Annotated in this window: 16 protein-coding genes; 5 read left to right on the top strand and 11 right to left on the bottom strand. The window is 68.7% G+C overall.

Going from position 1 to position 16,292, the window contains the following annotated elements; all coding sequences use genetic code 11:
* The first annotated feature begins 63 nt into the window (after positions 1–63).
* Positions 64–1,005 (top strand): threonine/serine dehydratase, encoded by a 942-nt coding sequence (locus EIP85_RS08880; protein WP_127901829.1) that lies wholly within the window; start codon positions 64–66, stop codon positions 1,003–1,005.
* Positions 1,006–1,035: 30 nt separating this feature from the next.
* On the opposite strand, the gene EIP85_RS08875 is transcribed toward EIP85_RS08880, so the two are convergent.
* On the bottom strand, positions 1,036–1,218 hold the full coding sequence (locus EIP85_RS08875; RefSeq protein ID WP_127901828.1) for a DUF1674 domain-containing protein: 183 nt from the start codon (positions 1,216–1,218) through the stop codon (positions 1,036–1,038).
* Between the two features lie 81 nt (positions 1,219–1,299).
* Between EIP85_RS08875 and EIP85_RS08870 the strand changes: the two genes are divergently transcribed.
* Together EIP85_RS08870 and EIP85_RS08865 are read left to right on the top strand one after the other, a co-directional pair.
* Positions 1,300–2,577, top strand: a complete 1,278-nt coding sequence (locus EIP85_RS08870; protein WP_127901827.1) for an RsmB/NOP family class I SAM-dependent RNA methyltransferase — start codon at positions 1,300–1,302, stop codon at positions 2,575–2,577.
* Positions 2,578–2,742: 165 nt separating this feature from the next.
* Positions 2,743–3,954, top strand: coding sequence for an aminopeptidase P family protein (locus EIP85_RS08865; RefSeq protein ID WP_127901826.1), 1,212 nt, complete (start codon positions 2,743–2,745; stop codon positions 3,952–3,954).
* A 42-nt stretch (positions 3,955–3,996) separates the two neighbouring features.
* Here EIP85_RS08865 and EIP85_RS08860 read toward each other — a convergent pair whose 3' ends face one another.
* The 5 genes from EIP85_RS08860 to EIP85_RS08840 all read right to left on the bottom strand — a co-directional run bounded on the left by EIP85_RS08860 (position 3,997) and on the right by EIP85_RS08840 (position 8,081).
* Entirely contained in the window at positions 3,997–4,242 is a 246-nt protein-coding gene (locus tag EIP85_RS08860) for a GlsB/YeaQ/YmgE family stress response membrane protein (RefSeq protein ID WP_127901825.1), read from the bottom strand.
* Positions 4,243–4,265: 23 nt separating this feature from the next.
* The gene (locus EIP85_RS08855; protein WP_127901824.1) at positions 4,266–4,607 is read right to left on the bottom strand and encodes a cupin domain-containing protein; all 342 of its coding nucleotides are present in this window, start codon (positions 4,605–4,607) and stop codon (positions 4,266–4,268) included.
* Between the two features lie 7 nt (positions 4,608–4,614).
* Complete coding sequence (locus EIP85_RS08850) at positions 4,615–6,090, bottom strand: ABC transporter substrate-binding protein (RefSeq protein WP_127901823.1); 1,476 nt, start codon at positions 6,088–6,090, stop codon at positions 4,615–4,617.
* A gap of 265 nt (positions 6,091–6,355) precedes the next feature.
* Positions 6,356–6,742, bottom strand: coding sequence for a VOC family protein (locus tag EIP85_RS08845; protein ID WP_127901822.1), 387 nt, complete (start codon positions 6,740–6,742; stop codon positions 6,356–6,358).
* A gap of 46 nt (positions 6,743–6,788) precedes the next feature.
* Positions 6,789–8,081: an acetylornithine deacetylase/succinyl-diaminopimelate desuccinylase family protein gene (locus EIP85_RS08840; RefSeq protein ID WP_127901821.1), complete on the bottom strand. Its 1,293-nt coding sequence runs from the start codon at positions 8,079–8,081 to the stop codon at positions 6,789–6,791.
* 89 nt (positions 8,082–8,170) lie between these two features.
* Here EIP85_RS08840 and EIP85_RS08835 point away from each other — a divergent pair, with 89 nt between their 5' ends.
* Both EIP85_RS08835 and EIP85_RS08830 read left to right on the top strand, forming a co-directional pair.
* On the top strand, positions 8,171–8,497 hold the full coding sequence (locus tag EIP85_RS08835) for a hypothetical protein (protein WP_127901820.1): 327 nt from the start codon (positions 8,171–8,173) through the stop codon (positions 8,495–8,497).
* A 43-nt stretch (positions 8,498–8,540) separates the two neighbouring features.
* Positions 8,541–9,203, top strand: coding sequence for a DUF1523 family protein (locus tag EIP85_RS08830; RefSeq protein ID WP_241559933.1), 663 nt, complete (start codon positions 8,541–8,543; stop codon positions 9,201–9,203).
* Positions 9,204–9,317: 114 nt separating this feature from the next.
* Here EIP85_RS08830 and lpdA read toward each other — a convergent pair whose 3' ends face one another.
* From lpdA to EIP85_RS08805, 5 genes are all read right to left on the bottom strand, one after another.
* Entirely contained in the window at positions 9,318–10,706 is a 1,389-nt protein-coding gene (gene lpdA, locus EIP85_RS08825; RefSeq protein ID WP_127901819.1) for a dihydrolipoyl dehydrogenase, read from the bottom strand.
* 102 nt (positions 10,707–10,808) lie between these two features.
* Positions 10,809–11,198, bottom strand: a complete 390-nt coding sequence (locus tag EIP85_RS08820; protein ID WP_127901818.1) for an MAPEG family protein — start codon at positions 11,196–11,198, stop codon at positions 10,809–10,811.
* A 13-nt stretch (positions 11,199–11,211) separates the two neighbouring features.
* Positions 11,212–11,772, bottom strand: coding sequence for an HXXEE domain-containing protein (locus EIP85_RS08815; protein ID WP_127901817.1), 561 nt, complete (start codon positions 11,770–11,772; stop codon positions 11,212–11,214).
* 7 nt (positions 11,773–11,779) lie between these two features.
* A complete protein-coding gene (odhB, locus tag EIP85_RS08810) occupies positions 11,780–13,321 on the bottom strand; it encodes a 2-oxoglutarate dehydrogenase complex dihydrolipoyllysine-residue succinyltransferase (RefSeq protein ID WP_127901816.1) in 1,542 nt (513 codons plus the stop codon).
* 2 nt (positions 13,322–13,323) lie between these two features.
* Entirely contained in the window at positions 13,324–16,287 is a 2,964-nt protein-coding gene (locus tag EIP85_RS08805; protein ID WP_127901815.1) for a 2-oxoglutarate dehydrogenase E1 component, read from the bottom strand.
* Positions 16,288–16,292 lie beyond the last annotated feature (5 nt).

Below are 16,292 nucleotides of genomic sequence, written 5' to 3'. Positions count from 1 at the left end.
GCTCCCTTGCGGCGGTCCCCCGCGCGCTCTAGGCAGGTCTCAGTCAGACTGCCGGAGACCGCCATGACCACCGACCCGCTTGCCCCTGCCGAGATCGCCCGCGTCGCGGAGCTGATCGCGCCGCATGTGCGCCACACGCCCTGGCTGGAGCTTGACGCGGCAGGCTTCGAGGGGCTCGACCATCCGGTGGCGCTGAAGCTTGAGCTTCTTCAGCACTCCGGGTCATTCAAGGTGCGCGGCGCCTTCGCCAACCTGCTGACGCGCGAGATCTCTGCGGCCGGCGTGGTTGCGGCCTCCGGCGGCAATCACGGGGCGGCGGTGGCCTATGCGGCGCAGAAGCTCGGCATCCCGGCCTCGATCTTCGTGCCGGAGGTGGCCTCTCCCGCCAAGCTCGACCGCATCCGCAGCTATGGCGCGCGGCTGGTGGTGGGCGGGGCGCGCTATTCGGACGCACTGGAAGCGAGCCGCGCCTTCGTGGCCGAAAGCGGCGCGACCGAGATCCATGCCTATGACCAGCTCGAGACGCTGCTGGGCCAGGGGACGCTTGGGCGCGAGATCGCGGGCGACCGGCCGGATTTCGACACGCTCCTCGTCGCGGTGGGCGGCGGCGGGCTGATCGGCGGTATCTCGGCCTGGTTCCAGGGCGCGAAGAAGATTGTGCCGGTGGAGCCGGAGGGCGCGCCATCGCTCGCCATGGCGCTGGCGGCAGGCCATCCGGTCGATGCGCCGACCGAGGGGGTGGCCGCCGATTCTCTTGCCCCGCGGCAGATCGGGCAGATGACCTTCCCGCTGGCGCGCGACCATGCCGGGCCGGTGGTGCTGGTCTCGGACGATGATATACGGGCGGCGCAGGCGCGGCTCTGGTCCGAGGCGCGGGTGGTGGCGGAACCGGGGGGCGCTGCGGCCTTCGCGGCGCTCGCCTCCGGCAAGTACCGCCCGGCGAAGGGCGAGCGCGTGGCCGTTCTCGTCTGCGGCGCCAATACCGACGCGGTGCGCTTCGGCTGAGGCCGGTCGCCGGGCCTCAGAAACGGGGCCTCAGAAGTCGATGGCGAGGCCCTTCTTCTCCCAGTCGCCGTAGCGGACCGGCTCCGGCCCGTCGCGGCCGCCGAACTCGGTCGGCAGGCCTGCCTCTTTCGCGGCGGCCTTTCGGCGGGCTTCGGCCTCCGCCAGGGCACGCTGGGCGGCGGGCGGCAGCTCGGTCTTCGGCGTCTCGGTCATCCCCGGTCCTCTCGGCTTCCTTGTGCGATCTCTGACCCTGATATAGGCGAGGGCGCGCGGAAGCGACAGGCCGGAGGCGGGATGGCGAGGGCGGACAAGACGCGGCAGGCGGCGGTGGCGCTGGTCGAAGGGGTGATCGACGAGGGGCGGATGCTCTCGGAGCTGGTGGCGGGCGAGGGTCCGCTCGCCGCGCTTTCGCCGGCCGAGCGGGCGCGGGCGCAGCGGCTGGCGCTGTCGGTGCTGCGCCATGTCGAGCCGGTGGACCGGATCTTGCAGGAATACCTCCGCAAGCCCCCGCCGGGCACGGCGCTGCATGTGCTGCGGCTCGCCGCGGTCGAGATGCTGGTGGAGGGCACGCCGCCCCATGCGGCGGTAAGCTCGGCGGTCGAGATCCTGCGCGCCGGGCGGCGGACGGCGGCGCTTGCAGGCCTCGCCAATGCCGTTCTGCGGAAGGTCGCCGAGGCGGGGGACGCTTTCGCGAAGCTCCCGCCGCAGCGGCTGCCGCGCTGGCTGCGCCAGCCGCTCGTCCATCTCTGGGGTCGCGAGGTCGTGGCGGCGATCGAGGCCGTTCAGGCCGGCGTGCCACCGCTCGACCTGACACTGCGCGCGGGCGAGGACCCCGCCGGTTGGGCCGCGCGGCTGGAGGCGGAGGTGCTGCCCACCGGCAGCCTGCGCCGCGCCGCGGGCGGGCAGGTGAGCGCGCTCGAGGGCTACGAGGCTGGCGCCTGGTGGGTGCAGGACGCCGCCGCCGCGCTGCCGGCGCGGATGCTGGCCCCCCAGCCCGGCGAGCGCGTGCTCGACCTCTGCGCGGCGCCCGGAGGCAAGACGCTGCAGCTTGCCGCTGCGGGGGCGCGGGTGACGGCGCTCGATGTCTCGCCGCACCGGATCGAGCGGGTGCGCGAGAACCTGGCCCGTACGGGCCTCGCCGCCGACGTGGTGGTTGCCGATGCGCTCGACTGGGAGACGGCTGACCCGTTCGACGCGATCCTGCTCGACGCGCCGTGCTCGGCCACGGGCACGATCCGGCGGCATCCCGACCTGCCCTTCGTGAAGGACGGGACGGAGCTTGCCGGGCTGGTCGACCTGCAATCCCGGCTGATCGACCGGGCGGTGGCGATGCTGAAACCCGGCGGGCGGCTTGTCTTCTGCACCTGCTCGATCCTGCCGGAAGAGGGCGAGGGCCAGCTTGCCGCCGCGCTTGCCCGCCATCCCGGGCTGGGGGTGGAAGACACCCTTTCCCCCGGTGTGCCCGAGGGGTGGCGCGCGCCCGGCGGCGGCATCCGCACGAGGCCGGATCACTGGGCGGAGACCGGCGGGATCGACGGCTTCTTCATGGCCGTGCTGCGCCTTTCCGCCTGACGCTTCCAGTGCTTGCCTTGGCGCGGCGCTTGGCGCAGGATGCGGCCGAGCCGTGGCGATGGCGTCGCCACAGGGCCCTTGGCCCGTGCTCGCGGATCATCCGCCATCGTCCTGCACGCCGGGATCTTTCGGGGTCCGCGGGGACCCCTTGACCGGAGGTCTGACATGGCAACGCAACGCCCTGATTTCTACCGCATCCACAACGGCGAGAAGGCTACCCTTCCCTTCGCCGTGGAGGAATACGAGGAGCGCCTGGCCGGGCTGCGCGACATCCTCGAGATGCATTCGCTCGACGCGGCGGTGCTGACCTCGATGCACAACATCGCCTATTACTCGGGCTTCCTCTACTGCAGCTTCGGGCGGCCCTATGCCTGTGTCGTGACGCGCGAGGATTGTGTGACGATCAGCGCCGGGATCGATGCGGGCCAGCCGTGGCGGCGGTCGGTGGGTGACAACCTCACCTATTCCGACTGGCAGCGCGACAACTTCTGGCGCGCGGTCGCCCATGTCGTGGGCGAGGGCAAGGCCGTGGGGGTGGAGGCCGACCACCTGACGCTGGTGCAGTCGGAAAAGCTCGGCGCGTTCCTGAAACCCGCGCGGGGCATGGATATCGCGCCCGCCACGATGCAGCAGCGGATGCTGAAATCGGATGCCGAGATCGCGCTGATCCGTGCCGGGGCCGCGGTGGCGGACCACGGCGGCCACGCGATCCGCGACGCGGTGCGCGCGGGTGCACGCGAGATCGACATCGCCATGGCCGGCCGCGACGCGATGGAGGCGGAGATCGCCAAGCGCTTCCCCGAGGCCGAGTACCGCGACACCTGGGTCTGGTTCCAGTCCGGGGTCAACACCGACGGGGCGCATAACCCGGTGACGGGGCGCAAGCTGAAGCAGGGCGACATCCTGAGCCTCAACTGCTTCCCGATGATCTCGGGATACTACACCGCGCTGGAGCGGACGATGTTCGTGGGCGAGGTCGATGCGGCGTCGCTTTCGATCTGGCAGGCCAACGTGGAGACGCATGAATACGGGATGAGCCTGCTGCGGCCGGGGGTGAGCTGCGCCGAGGTGACGGCGCAGATCAACGCCTTCCTCGAGGAGCGCGACCTGCTGCAATACCGCACATTCGGCTATGGCCATTCCTTCGGCGTGCTGTCGCATTACTACGGGCGCGAGGCGGGGCTGGAACTGCGCGAGGATATCGACACGGTGCTGGAGCCGGGCATGGTCGTCTCGATGGAACCGATGCTGACCCTTCCCGCCGGCCAGCCCGGCGCGGGCGGGTATCGCGAGCACGATATCCTGGTGATCACCGAGGACGGCGCGGAGGACATCACCGGCTATCCCTACGGGCCGGCGTTCAACGTCGTCGGGTGAGAGGCGGGCCGGGGTCGTCCGCCAGGGCGGCCCCGGTGCCGGTCAGGCGCGTTTGACGAGCTTGATAAGGAACAGCAGGATCACCGCGCCGATCGTGGCACGGATGATCGCCGCGATCAGCCCGCCGCCGATGCCGAGCCCGATCGCAGGCAGCACGAAGCCCGCGACGAGCGCGCCGAGAATGCCGACGACGATGTTGCCGATCAGCCCGAAGCCGTAGCCGTCGACGATCTTGCCGGCGAGCCAGCCTGCGACCGCGCCCACGATCAGCATGACGATGATTGCCATTCATTCTCTCCCATAACCCCGGTTCAGACCCGGATGACGTAATCTTTCAAGGTCGTCTCGACCACTTCCCAGACCCCGCGGAACCCCGGCCAGATCACCACCGCGTCGCCCGGGCCGAGGAGCAGCGGTTCCCCGCCATCCTCGCTGAGCACGGACCGGCCGGAGAGGATCCGGCAGTATTCCCACTCGGTATACTCCACCCGCCAGGCGCCCGGCGTGCTTTGCCAGAGCCCGGCGAAGAGGCCCTCGCGCTCCTCCACGTTCCAGGTCGTGTGGACCGGATCGCCGGAGAGAAGCCTTGCCGGATCGGGCCGCGAGGTTTCCGGCGCGCAGCCCTCGCGGCTCAGGCGGTAGGCGTGGGGCATGCTGGCCTCACTGGTCCCAATAGACGCCGGTCAGGTCGTTCGACTGGTTCGGCTGGTTGGCCCAGAGACCGTGGATATGCACGTTCGCCACCCCGAGCTTGGGATATTGGAAGAGGTAGGCGTTAACGTAATCCTTGGCGATGATCGTCTGCGCTTCCTTCAGGAGCTTGCCGCGCTCGGCCGGGTCGGAGGTGGCCTGCAAGGTCTTGATCAGTTTCTGGAATTTCGGGTTGTTATAGCCGAAATAATAGTTCGGACGGGCATAGATATCGATGTCGTTCGCCTCGGTGTGGCTGACGATCGACAGATCGAAATCATGCCGCTTGAAGACCTGGTCCAGCCATTGCGCCCATTCCATGTCGGTGATGGTCACGTCGATGCCGACGGCCTTCAGCTCGTTCTGGATGATCTCGCCCGAGCGGCGCGCGTAGGAGGGGGGCGGCAGGGCAAGGCGGAGCTTCAGCGGCAGTTTCACCCCGGCCTCGGCGAGGAGCTTCTTCGACAGCGCGGGGTCGTATTTCGACAGACCCGTGAGGTCGACGTAGTTCGGATCGGTCGGCGGGAAATGGGTGCCGATGGGCGTGCCGTAGCCGAACATCGCGCCGTCGATGATGTCCTTGCGGTTGATCGCATGGGCGATCGCCTCGCGGACTTTAATGTTGCTCAGCGGGGGGTTGCGGTTGTTCATCGCCATGATCGTCTCGCCCTGGGTGGTGCCGACGATGACCTTGAACTCCGGGTTCGACTTGAACTGCTGCAGCGTCTCGGGCGCCGGGAAGGCGGGATAGGCGTCGATCTGGCCGGACATGACGGCGGCGAAGGCGGCGTTGGGGTCCGAGACGAACTTGAAGGTGGCCTTGGCCAGCGCGGGCTTCTTGCCCCAGTAGCCGGGGTAGCGCTTCAGGTCGATGTGGTCACCCTTCACCCAGTCTACGAACTCGAACGGGCCGGTGCCGATCGGGTGGGTCTTGTCCTCCGCGACCGTCTTGGGAGAGACGATGACCGAGTCGCCGAGCGCGGTGAGGAAGATGAAATTGCCGTCGGGGTTCTTCAGGGTGAAGCGCACCGTCGTCGGGTCGACCACCGTAACGCTTTCAATATCCTCGTATTTCGGCTTCTGGGCATTGGGGCTGTCGGGGCCGCGGGCGCGGTCGAAGCTGAACTTCACATCCGAGGCGGAAAACGGCGTGCCGTCCTGGAAGGTGACGCCGGAGTGGAGGTGGAAGGTCCAGACCTTGCCGCCGTCGGTCACGTCCCAGCTCTTGGCGAGGTCGGGGGCGATGGAGCCGTTCTCGGTGACTTTTGTGAGGCCCTGGAAGATGTTGGCGTAGGTCACCTCCTTGATCGCGGCGGCGGCGCCGGCCGTGGGATCGAGGATCGGCGGTTCGAGCTGCATGCCGATGGTGATGGTGTCCTTCACGGCGAAGGCGGCGCCGGCCGTGAGCGCCACGGCGGCCGCGGCGAGCATGAGGCGTTTCAACATGAGGCTCTCCCTGGATCCTGGCCGGGCTGCGGCCCGGGCATGTTCCACGGGATGGGGCGGCCAATCAAGTTAAACCGGGGGAGGGCTGCCGCGGGATCGGCAAAGCCCTGGCGGGGCCGGAAAATCGGGGTGCCGATTCAACACCGATTTGGCACCGCTTTCGCACCGTAATGTACCGTCTTTCGGGACGGTGGTGTGGCGGTTTGCGCAACGGGTTGAGCGTGCGGCGGTGCGCAATGAATGCGCACCCTACGGGGAGGAGTGGCTATTCCTCGGCGTGGCAGACGGCCTCGACGTTGTTGCCGTCGGGGTCGAGGACGAAGGCGCCGTAGTAGCTCGGGTGATACTGCGGGCGCAGGCCCGGGGCGCCGTTGTCGCGGCCGCCGGCGGCCAGCGCCGCCTTGTGGAAGGCGTCGACCTCGGCCCGGGTCTTCGCGGCGAAGGCCACGTGCATGCCGGAGCCGGGGCGCTTGCCGGTGCCGATCCAGAAGAACGGGCGGTGTTCGGCGCCGAAGCCGCAGAAGCGCTCGCCGCCGGTCTGCTCGGGCGTGACCTCCATCACGACGGAGAGCGACAGGGGCGCCAGCGCGCGTTCGTAGAAGGTTCGGGAGAGGGCATAATCGGCGACGGGGAAGCCGAGATGGTCGATCATGGCGGATACCTCCTGCCCCCGACGGTGCCGGGGCCGGCCGGCGCGGTCAATGCGGCGCGTCAATCAGCAGCTCGGCCAGAACCAGCGCCATGACGCGGGCCGCATCCGCCATGTCGTCGACCCCGATCCATTCGTCGGGCTGGTGGGCGAGGTCCAGGATGCCGGGGCCGTAGGCGATGCAGTTCCTGAGCTTTCCGATCCGGTCGATGTGCTTCTGGTCGTAGGTGCCCGGCGAGACGACGTAATCGGGCTGGCGGGCCAGCACCGTCTCGATCGCGGCGGCGGTGGAGCGGACGACCGGCGCGGCGCGGTCGGTCATGGTCGGCTGGACCTCGAAGAGATCGCGGATCTCGTAGGCGAAGCTCGGCCGGCGCGCCTTCACCCGCTCCATCAGCGCGGCGATCTCGGCTTTCACCGCGCCGATGTCCTCCTCGATCAGGAAGCGGCGGTCGATGGTGATGGTGCAGCGGTCGGCGACGCAGGCGGCGGGCAGGCCAGTGTAATCCTCGTCCTGCTCCGGCTCGCCGCCGTGGACGGAGTTGACGTTGAGCGTGGAGGAGCGGGCACCCTCGGGAACCACGGGCATGGCGGTGGTGCGGGTGGCGAGCAGGGGGTAGAGCGTCTCCTCCATCTCGGCCAGCACGGCGCCCATATGGCGGATGGCGCTGTCGCCGAGGAAGGGCATGGAGCCGTGGGCGATGCGGCCCCTGGTCTCGATCTCCGCCCACCAGACGCCGCGATGGCCGAGGCAGATGCGGTCCTTGTTAAGCGGCTCGGGGATGATGACGTGCTGGACCCGCTCGGGGGCGAAATGGCCCTGTTCGGCGAGCCAGGCGACGCCGCCGTAGCCGCCGGATTCCTCGTCCGCGGTGGCCGAGATCTCGATCGCGCCGGAGAAGTCGGGGAAGGCGGCGAGGAAGGCCTCTGCCGCGACGACGGCGCTGGCGATGCCGCCTTTCATGTCGCAGGCGCCGCGGCCGTAGATCTTCCCGTCCTTCAGCTCGCCGCCGAAGGGATCGGTGGTCCAGCCGTGGCCGACGGCGACAACATCGTGGTGGCCGTTGAAATGCACCGTCTCGCCCGGGCGCGTGCCCTCGCGCCGGGCGAGGAGGTTCCAGCGCGGGTAGGTATCGCTGTCGGCGATGGCGCCCCGGGCGCGGAGGAACTGGCAGGTGAAGCCGGCGGGCGCGAGCTCGGCGGCGAGGTAGTCGCAGATTTCGCGGTACTTCCGGCCGGGCGGGTTCAGCGTGGGGATGCGGATGAGGCCCTGGGTCAGCGCGATAAGCCGCGCGCGGCGGGCGGCGATCTCGGCGGCAAGGCGGGTGTCAGCGCTCAGCATGGCGCGACGGTAGACCGGCGCCGGGCGTCCTGCAACGGGGCTTGCGCCGGGCTGCCCGGGCGGGGAGGGTGGCGGCCGGGAGGGCTGTGATGGCCGCGTTGATTGCCGGGATGATCCTGCCGCTTGCGGTGCTGGTGGTGGTGGCCGCGCTTCTGCCGCGGCTGATCGAGCGGCGGCTGGGGCGGCGGCCCTGGGCGCTTGCGGTGAATGCCGCGGCCTCGGCCGTTCTGCTGGTGGCGCTGGCGGGGGGCTATTTCCTGCTCCTCTACACGTTGCAGGACCCGCGCGTGCTGACCTTCGCGCGGGCGGAGCCGGGCGCGGCGTTCCGGCACTTCGCGGGGCTGGGCGGGATGGCGGGGCTGGTCTGGGCGCCGGTGCTTGTCGTCTCGCTGATCTCGCCCGCGCGGCGGAGGTGATTGCCGCGCTGCCGCATGGTGCCTAGATTGGGGCAGGGCCGAGATGGCCGGAACCGGGCAGACCGAGGGTGCGATGCGATATGTGAAATGGGGTTTCCTGCTCGGGCTGGCGCTGATCGTCATCGCGTTCCTCGATTACACCCTGCCGAGCCACCAGGTCGTCCGCGTCGTGGGCGTCACCAGCCAGCGGATCGACATGGGGATCAACGGCTGGTTCTTCGCCTCTCCCGACGCGGGGACGAAGGGCTCGAACGCGCCGGGGCAGGGGCGCGACATCAAGTTCATCCAGACGGTGAAGCCGAACGGCGAGCCAATGGTGTTCCGCAACGAGGATACCGGCTGGGGCTGGCCGCCCTATTTCAAATTCGACACGTTCAACCTGCAGACGCGGGCGCAGGAGCTGGTCTCCAAGACCGACCAGCCGGTCTGGGCGATGGTGACCTTCTACGGCTGGCGCAGCCAGCTGCTGACGATCTTTCCCAATGCGCTGAGCATCCGGAAGGTCTCTGGCCCCGATGTGACGGTCTTTCCCTGGACCAGCGTGATCGTGCTGGCGCTTCTGGCGCTGCTGCTGCTGTTCATCCGGCGCTGGTGGATCCGGTTCCAGCGGCGGCGGGTGGCGCCGGTGCTGGCGGATGTGGCCGATGTGCTGGACGAAGCAGACGACCGGGCCAAGGGGTTCTGGCGGCGGTTCGGCGGGCGGTAGCGCCGCCTTATCGGGCGGGGGGCTGCGCCCCCCATGGAAAGGGGGGCGGGGCGTTACGGTGGGGTGGTGCGCAATGAATGCGCACCCTTCGGCGAGCCGGCCGTCCCCGGCCGATCAGGCGTGGATGGCGCCGTCGCCGCAGGCGAGCGCCGCCTCGCGCACCGCTTCCGAATAGGTCGGGTGGGCGTGGCAGGTGCGGGCGACGTCTTCTGCCGCGGCGCCGAATTCCATGGCGACGCAGATCTCGGCAATCAGCTCTCCCGCCGCCGGGCCGATGATATGGGCGCCGAGGATGCGGTCCGTCTCCTTGTCGGCGAGGATCTTCACGAAGCCCTCGGCGGAGAAGGTCGCCCGCGCCCGGCCGTTGCCCATGAAGGAGAACTTGCCGGCCTTGTAGGCGCGGCCCGCGGCCTTAAGGCTTTCCTCGGTCTCGCCGACGGATGCGACCTCGGGCGAGGTGTAGATGACGCCGGGGATGACGCCGTAGTTCACATGGCCATGCTGGCCGGCGATGACCTCTGCCACGGCCATGCCCTCGTCCTCGGCCTTGTGGGCGAGCATCGGGCCGGCGATGGCGTCGCCGATGGCGTAGACGCCCGGCACGTTGGTGCGCCAGCTCTTGTCGGTCGCGATCTGGCCGCGCTCGGTCAGGGTCACGCCCAGCGCCTCCAGCCCGAGGCCCTTGGTGTAGGCGCGCCGGCCGGTGGCGACGAGCACGGTCTCTGCCTCGATCACCGCCTCCTTGCCGTCCTTGCGCATCTTGTAGCTGACCTTGGACTTGGTCTTGGTGCTCTCGACCTTCTGGACCGCGGCGCCGGTGATGATCTCCAGCCCCTGTTTCTTCAGGAGTCGCGCGAAGGTGCGCTGGACCTCTGCGTCCGAGCCCGGGATCAGCGTGTCGAGGAATTCCACGACGGTCACCTTGGTGCCGAGGCGGGAGTAGACCGAGCCGAGTTCCAGCCCGATGACGCCGCCGCCGATCACAACCATGGTCTTGGGAATCTTCGGCAGGCTGAGCGCGCCGGTGGAGGTGACGACGCTCTCCTCGTCCACCGTCACGCCGGGCAGGCTGGAGGCTTCGGAGCCGGAGGCGATGACGATGTGCTTCGCCTCGTGGACCTCGTCGCCGATTTTCACCTTGCCCGCGGCGGGGATCGAGGCCCAGCCGGTGAGCCGGTCGATCTTGTTCTTCTTGAACAGGAACTCCACACCCTTGGTGTTCTGGGAGACGACGTCTTCCTTGAAGGCCTGCATCTTGGCCCAGTCGACCTTGGGGGCGGAGACCTTCACGCCCATCTCGGCGAAGCTGGTTTCGGCCTCGTGGACCATGTGCGAGGCGTGCAGCAGCGCCTTCGAGGGGATGCAGCCGATGTTGAGGCAGGTGCCGCCGAGCGTCTCGCGGCCCTCGACGCAGGCGGTCTTGAGGCCGAGCTGGGCGCAGCGGATCGCGCAGACGTAGCCCCCCGGTCCGGAACCGATCACGATCACATCATAGCTGGCCATGGGAGGGGTCCTTTCTGTGTCGGGGCCGGGGGCTCTGCCCCCGGACCCCCGGAGTATTTGTGCCAAGAAAAAGCGGTGTTGTGCGGCTGTCGCGTCATCGGCTCAGAGGGCGAGGAGCAGCAGCAGGACGGTGGAGGCGAAGCCGATCAGCCAGAAAAGGGTGCGGAAGCCGACGAGGTTGAAGACATAGGCCGGCAGGTAGAGCACGCGGGCGCCGAGGAAGAGCTGGGCGAGGATCAGCGTGTCGGGGCTGAAGGCGTCGTTCGCGTTCAGGATCAGGATTGCCGGGGCGAAGAGCGCCATGGCGACGACGGAGTTGTTCAGCGCGCGGTCGAAGCGGCCGGCCATGCCCTCCAGCGTCCGCTTCTCGTCGCGGGAGGAAAGCAGGTAGCCCATGTCGAGCTGGGTCGCGGCGCCCGTGGCCTGCCCGAGAAGGGTGAGGGCGACCAGGAGGCCGTAGAGGGCGAGGATGGTCATTTCGTGGGTGAGCATCTTTGGGCTCCGTCTAGGGGCGCGCCGCAACGGGGCGCATTGCCCGGGCCATGATGGCGAGATGAATGGCGAGGGCAAGGGCCAGTGCGCCGGCCTCGGCCCCGGCGCCGGCCTGCGGCGCGAGCCGCGCGAGGCTCCAGAGGCCGAAGGGCAGGAAGAGGACGAGCGCGGTCCAGGCCCCGGGGTTGTAACGGCGCCTGAACGCCGCGGGCAGGAGATGGATGACGCCGTTGACCAGGATCAGCCAGATGGGAACGAGGGCCCAGCCGGGGCCGGCGTCCTCGGTCAGCCAGAGCGCGGCGGCGAAAAGGGCCCAGACGGCGACGATGTTGACGATGAAGACGTCGCCGTGGGTCAGCCCGGCCCGGCCCTTCGCCACGGTTCCGTTGATGTAGAGGCGGAAGCGGTCGCCGTCATGCTCCTCCCACTGGTGGAGCATGTAGACCGGCAGGGCGAGATAGCAGAGCGTGCCCGCCGGGCCGAGTGCGCGGGTGAGAAGCGGCGCGAGGACGAGGAGCAGGATCCCCGCCATCGCGCCACCATAGACCCAGTTCGCGGTCAGCCTGGCGAGCATGGCCGCCTCACAGATCCATCAGCAGGCGGCGCGGATCCTCGAGCGCTTCCTTGACGCGGACGAGGAAGGTCACCGCGCCCTTGCCGTCGACGATGCGGTGGTCGTAGCTGAGCGCGAGATACATCATCGGGCGGATGACGATCTGGCCGCCGACCACGACCGGGCGGTCCTGGATCTTGTGCATCCCGAGGATGCCCGACTGCGGCGGGTTGAGGATCGGCGAGGACATCAGCGAGCCGTAGACGCCGCCGTTGGAGATGGTGAAGGAGCCGCCCTGCATCTCGGCCATCGAGAGCTTGCCGTCGCGAGCGCGGGTGCCCAGTTCGGCGATCTTCTTCTCGATCGCGGCGAAGCCCATCTGGTCGGCGTCGCGCACCACCGGGACGACGAGGCCCGAGGGGGTGCCCACGGCCACGCCCATGTGGACGTAGTTCTTGTAGATCACCTCGGTGCCGTCGATCTCGGCGTTGACGTCGGGCACTTCCTTCAGGGCATGGCAGCAGGCCTTCACGAAGAAGGACATGAAGCCGAGCTTCACGCCGTGCTTCTTCTCGAAGACGCCTTTGTATTCGTTGCGCAGTTCCATGATCGCGGACATGTCGACCTCGTTGTAGGTCGTCAGCATCGCCGCGGAGTTCTGCGCGTCCTTCAGCCGGCGCGCGATGGTCTGGCGCAGGCGGGTCATCTTCACGCGTTCCTCGCGGGCGGCGTCATCGGCAGAGACCGGGCCGCGCGGCAGGGCCGGGGCCTCGGCGGCGGGCGGCGGCGGGGCGGATTTCGTCGCCGAGACGGCGCGGGCCACGTCTTCCTTCATCACGCGGCCGTCGCGGCCGGTGCCCTGGACCTGCGCGCGGTCGAGGCCGGCGTCGGCCATGGCCTTCTTGGCCGAGGGCGCGTCTTCCACGTCAGAGCGCGCGGGCGCTGCGGCGGGGGCCGGGGCCTCCTCGGCCCTGGCCGGGGCGGGGGCCGAAGCGGTGTCGGCGGCGGGCGCGTCGCCCGCTTCGCCCTCGGCGATCACGGCGAGCCTGGCGGAGGCGGCGACGGTCGCGCCCTCCTCGGCGATGATTTCCTTCAGCACGCCCGAGGCGGGGGCGGGAACCTCGACCGAGACCTTGTCGGTTTCCAGTTCGCACAGCATCTCGTCCTGCGCGACATGGTCGCCGGGCTTCTTGAACCAGCTGGCAACGGTTGCCTCGGTCACGCTTTCGCCGAGGGTCGGCACCATCACGTCGATCATCTTCGCCTCTCCTGCGCCATTGGCCCGGGCCTTCGCGGCCGCCTTTGGCGGTTGATTGTCCTTCGCGCCTTCCTCTGCGGCCCCGAGCTGGGCCAGAAGGGCGGATATGCCTACCGTGGCGCCTTCCGGCGCCACGATCTCGATCAGCTTGCCGGCGGACGGGGCGTGGACTTCCACCGTCACCTTGTCGGTTTCCAGCTCGCAGAGGATCTCGTCTTCGGCAACGTTGTCGCCCACCTTCCTGAACCAGGTGGCGACCGTCGCCTCCGACACGCTTTCCCCAAGGGTCGGAACCCGGACTTCCGTCGTCATGCTCATTCTCCGATGGTCAACGCTTCGTTAACGAGCGTCTCCTGCTGGCTCTTGTGCTGGCTCATGAGGCCAGTGGCGGGCGAGGCCGAGGCGGCGCGGCCGACGTAGCGCGGGCGCTGGTGCTTCGAGCCGAGGCGCGTCAGCACCCATTCGATGTTCGGCTCGATGAAGGTCCAGGCGCCCTGGTTTTTCGGCTCTTCCTGGCACCAGACGATTTCCGCCTGCTTGAAGCGGTCGAGTTCCTTCGACAGCGCCATCGCCGGGAAGGGGTAGAACTGCTCGATCCGCATCAGGTAGACGTCGTCGATGCCGCGCTTGTCGCGCTCGGCCAGCAGGTCGTAGTAGACCTTGCCGGAGCAGAGCACCACGCGCTTGATCTTGGCGTCGGCGACCAGCGTCGTGTCCGAATGCCCCTTCTGCGCGTCGTCCCAGAGGACGCGGTGGAAGGCGGAGCCGGTGGTGAAATCGGCGGCATCCGAGATCGCCAGCGGGTGGCGCAGCAGAGACTTCGGCGTCATCAGCACCAGCGGCTTGCGGAAGCTGCGGTGGATCTGGCGGCGCAGGATGTGGAAGTAGTTCGCCGGCGTCGAGCAGTTGGCGACGATCCAGTTGTCCTGGGCGCAGAGCTGCAGCCAGCGTTCCAGCCGGGCCGAGGAGTGCTCGGGGCCCTGACCCTCGTAGCCGTGCGGCAGGAGCATCACGAGGCCTGACATCCGCAGCCACTTCGACTCGCCCGAGGAGATGAACTGGTCGAACATGATCTGCGCGCCGTTGGCGAAGTCGCCGAACTGGGCTTCCCACATCGTCAGCGCGTTGGGCTCTGCCATCGAGTAGCCGTATTCGAACCCGAGCACCGCGTATTCGGAGAGCATCGAGTCGATGACCTCGTAGCGCGACTGGCCGTTGCGGATGTTGTTGAGCGGGTAGTAGCGTTCCTCGGTCGACTGGTCGACGAAGCCGGAATGGCGCTGCGAGAAGGTGCCGCGGGTGCAGTCCTGTCCGGACAGGCGGACCGGGAAACCCTCGGTCAGCAGGCTGCCGAAGGCGAGCGCCTCGGCCGTGGCCCAGTCGAAGCCCTGCCGGGTCTCGACCATCTTGGCCTTGGCCTCGAGCAGGCGGCCGACGGTCTTGTGCAGGTCGAAGCCCTGCGGCACGCGGGTAAGCGCCGCGCCGACCTCCTTCAGCGTCTCGGGGGCGATCGCGGTCTGGCCGGGCTGGTATTCCTCGCCCTCGCGGCCCATGCCGGACCAGCGCCCGTCCAGCCAGTCGGCCTTGTTCGGGCGGTAGTCCTTGCCAGCCTCGAACTCTTCGTTGAGGTGGGACTGGAAGGCGGCCTTCATGTCCTCGATCTCGCCCTCCGGGATCAGCCCGTCCTTGACGAGCCGCTCGGTGTAGAGCTGGAGCGTGGTCTTCTGCTTCTTGATCCGGTTGTACATGAGGGGGTTGGTGAACATCGGTTCATCCCCCTCGTTGTGGCCGAAGCGGCGGTAGCAGAAGATGTCGATCACCACGTCCTTGTGGAACTTCTGGCGGAACTCGGTGGCGACCTTAGCGGCGTGGACCACGGCCTCCGGGTCGTCGCCGTTGACGTGGAAGATCGGCGCCTCGACCATCAGGGCGATGTCGGTCGGGTACGGCGAGGAGCGCGAGAAGCTGGGTGCGGTGGTGAAGCCGATCTGGTTGTTCACCACGATATGGATGGTGCCGCCGGTGCGGTGGCCCTTCAGCCCGGAAAGCCCGAAGCATTCCGCGACGACGCCCTGGCCCGCGAAGGCCGCGTCGCCATGCAGCAGGATCGGCAGGATCTGGTGGCGGTCGGTGTCGGCGCGCTGGTCCTGCTTGGCGCGGGCCTTGCCGAGCACGACCGGGTTCACGGCTTCCAGGTGCGAGGGGTTGGCGGTGAGCGACAGGTGGACGGTGTTGCCGTCGAAGCTGCGATCGGACGAGGCGCCGAGGTGGTATTTCACGTCGCCCGAGCCGTCGACGTCCTCGGGCTTGAAGCTGCCGCCCTGGAATTCGTTGAAGATCGCGCGGTAGGGCTTCTGCATCACATTGGCGAGGACCGAGAGGCGGCCGCGGTGCGGCATGCCGATCACGATCTCCTTCACCCCCAGCGCGCCGCCGCGCTTGACGATCTGCTCCATCGCCGGGATCAGGCTTTCGCCGCCGTCGAGGCCGAAGCGCTTGGTGCCCATGTACTTGACGTGGAGGAACTTCTCGAAGCCCTCGGCCTCGACCAGCTTGTTCAGGATGGCCCGGCGGCCTTCGCGGGTGAAGCTGATTTCCTTGCCGTAGCCCTCGATCCGCTCCTTCAGCCAGGCGGCTTCCTCGGGGTCGGAGATGTGCATGTACTGCAGCGCGAAGGTGCCGCAGTAGGTGCGCTTCACGATCTCCAGGATCTGGCGCATGGAGGCGGTCTGCAGCCCCAGCACGTTGTCGATGAAGATCGGCCGGTCCATGTCGGCCTCGGCGAAGCCGTAGGACTTGGGCTCCAGCTCCGGATGGGTGCCCTTGTCGGAGATGCGCAGCGGGTCGAGATCGGCGACGAGATGGCCGCGGATCCGGTAGGCGCGGATGATCATCAGCGCGCGGATCGAATCGAGCACGGCGCGCTGCAGCTGGGCGTCGGAGAGGCTGACGCCCTTCTCGGCGGCCTTGGCGGCGATCTTGTCGCCGGCGGCCTTCACGTCCTTGGCCGGGATCATCGGCCATTCGCCGGTCATCGCGGCGGTCAGCTCGTCGGTCGGGACGGGCGGCCAGTCGGTGCGGGCCCAGGAGGGGCCTGCGGCCTGGCGGCGGGCCTCGGCCTCGCTGTCGCCGAGCGCGGCGAAGAATTCCGCCCATTGCGCGTCGACGGAGGCCGGATCGGCGGCGTATCGCGCCTCGAGCTGGGCCACGTATTCGGCATTCGCCCCCTGCAGGAAGGAGGAGGCGTGGAAGGCGTCGTTGGGGGAGTGTTCGGTCATGGGGA

The organism is Solirhodobacter olei, assembly GCF_004010155.1.
Lineage (GTDB): Bacteria > Pseudomonadota > Alphaproteobacteria > Rhodobacterales > Rhodobacteraceae > Solirhodobacter > Solirhodobacter olei.
Note: the sequence above shows the minus strand (reverse complement) of the source record. Positions and strands in the feature narration are given on the sequence as shown.

Bases quoted from the DNA above. Each gene is read 5' to 3' on its own strand.
- EIP85_RS08880 (WP_127901829.1), top strand. From the start codon at position 64: ATGACCACCGACCCGCTTGCCCCTGCCGAGATCGCCCGCGTCGCGGAG.
- EIP85_RS08875 (WP_127901828.1), bottom strand. From the start codon at position 1,218: ATGACCGAGACGCCGAAGACCGAGCTGCCGCCCGCCGCCCAGCGTGCC.
- EIP85_RS08870 (WP_127901827.1), top strand. From the start codon at position 1,300: ATGGCGAGGGCGGACAAGACGCGGCAGGCGGCGGTGGCGCTGGTCGAA.
- EIP85_RS08865 (WP_127901826.1), top strand. From the start codon at position 2,743: ATGGCAACGCAACGCCCTGATTTCTACCGCATCCACAACGGCGAGAAG.
- EIP85_RS08860 (WP_127901825.1), bottom strand. From the start codon at position 4,242: ATGGCAATCATCGTCATGCTGATCGTGGGCGCGGTCGCAGGCTGGCTC.
- EIP85_RS08855 (WP_127901824.1), bottom strand. From the start codon at position 4,607: ATGCCCCACGCCTACCGCCTGAGCCGCGAGGGCTGCGCGCCGGAAACC.
- EIP85_RS08850 (WP_127901823.1), bottom strand. From the start codon at position 6,090: ATGTTGAAACGCCTCATGCTCGCCGCGGCCGCCGTGGCGCTCACGGCC.
- EIP85_RS08845 (WP_127901822.1), bottom strand. From the start codon at position 6,742: ATGATCGACCATCTCGGCTTCCCCGTCGCCGATTATGCCCTCTCCCGA.
- EIP85_RS08840 (WP_127901821.1), bottom strand. From the start codon at position 8,081: ATGCTGAGCGCTGACACCCGCCTTGCCGCCGAGATCGCCGCCCGCCGC.
- EIP85_RS08835 (WP_127901820.1), top strand. From the start codon at position 8,171: ATGGCCGCGTTGATTGCCGGGATGATCCTGCCGCTTGCGGTGCTGGTG.
- EIP85_RS08830 (WP_241559933.1), top strand. From the start codon at position 8,541: ATGGCCGGAACCGGGCAGACCGAGGGTGCGATGCGATATGTGAAATGG.
- lpdA (WP_127901819.1), bottom strand. From the start codon at position 10,706: ATGGCCAGCTATGATGTGATCGTGATCGGTTCCGGACCGGGGGGCTAC.
- EIP85_RS08820 (WP_127901818.1), bottom strand. From the start codon at position 11,198: ATGCTCACCCACGAAATGACCATCCTCGCCCTCTACGGCCTCCTGGTC.
- EIP85_RS08815 (WP_127901817.1), bottom strand. From the start codon at position 11,772: ATGCTCGCCAGGCTGACCGCGAACTGGGTCTATGGTGGCGCGATGGCG.
- odhB (WP_127901816.1), bottom strand. From the start codon at position 13,321: ATGACGACGGAAGTCCGGGTTCCGACCCTTGGGGAAAGCGTGTCGGAG.
- EIP85_RS08805 (WP_127901815.1), bottom strand. From the start codon at position 16,287: ATGACCGAACACTCCCCCAACGACGCCTTCCACGCCTCCTCCTTCCTG.